General features: G+C 52.8%; 1 protein-coding gene. It reads right to left on the bottom strand.

Going from position 1 to position 780, the window contains the following annotated elements; genetic code table 11:
• Positions 1–204: 204 nt before the first annotated feature.
• Entirely contained in the window at positions 205–669 is a 465-nt protein-coding gene (locus CWM66_RS27915) for a hypothetical protein (RefSeq protein ID WP_107147742.1), read from the bottom strand.
• Positions 670–780: the final 111 nt, after the last annotated feature.

The following is a 780-nucleotide window of genomic DNA, read 5'->3' as shown; positions in this document are numbered from 1 at the left end:
ACGTAATGGAAGGCAACAGCGCAATGCCAGTTTCCTTGTCCACGAAGGGCAGGTGCACGCGCCTTACTTCAAGCGAGTTCCCTGGTTGGACGAGCCCTCAAGCCCGGCACGGTTCTGCTGCGATGGGGCTGGAACAGGCACCAAGTCAAGGTCTTTAGGACTCTTAACCCAATCGTCCGTGGAAACGGGTAGAACCCGATATCACTAAGTAGGCTGCAAATAGATCTCGGCGGAAAGTCCGATAAATGCTGGTCCAGAGATTCTACATCCCGAAATTTCTGCCCCCGAATTAAGGGCAGAATTAACCGCCATCAGGATTGAGCTGCGAAGAGCGATTTTTGCAAACATATCCGCCAGCCCTGAATCGGAAACTTCGGCCCCAAGAGCAATGGCTTCTCTGGCAAGCGGCTCCACTTCAAACGGTAGCTCATACCAAGCGCCATCAGCATCTTTCACGTGGAACGTCTTTGGCAGCATCACTCCTGGTATACGAGAAACTAAAATGTATCCAAAGGCCTCCGGCAGCCACTCCACAGCCCGCTTTGCCAAGGATAGCTCACCCACCAAGGTGGATACCATTTTCAAGGTGTCGGCTTCCGAGAGACCTTCCAACACCAAGAGATCTGCAACTTTCTTGAGCATTTCTTTGCTCAGAGATTTTAGCCTCATTCAGAAGCATCTCCACACCCTAAGGTGAAACCACTTTAATTCCGAGGCGATCAGCCACCGGGCCTAGGTGCCTACGAAAGGCTGGCCGGTCCAGAACCGCCCGGAACGACA

The sequence above is a fragment of the Kosakonia sp. H7A genome (genome assembly GCF_003028445.1).
GTDB classification, from domain to species: Bacteria; Pseudomonadota; Gammaproteobacteria; order Enterobacterales; family Enterobacteriaceae; genus Kosakonia; species Kosakonia radicincitans.
Note: the sequence above shows the minus strand (reverse complement) of the source record. Positions and strands in the feature narration are given on the sequence as shown.

What these genes read in the sequence shown, in the direction of transcription:
- CWM66_RS27915 (WP_107147742.1), bottom strand. Translation starts at nt 669, where the DNA reads ATGAGGCTAAAATCTCTGAGCAAAGAAATGCTCAAGAAAGTTGCAGAT.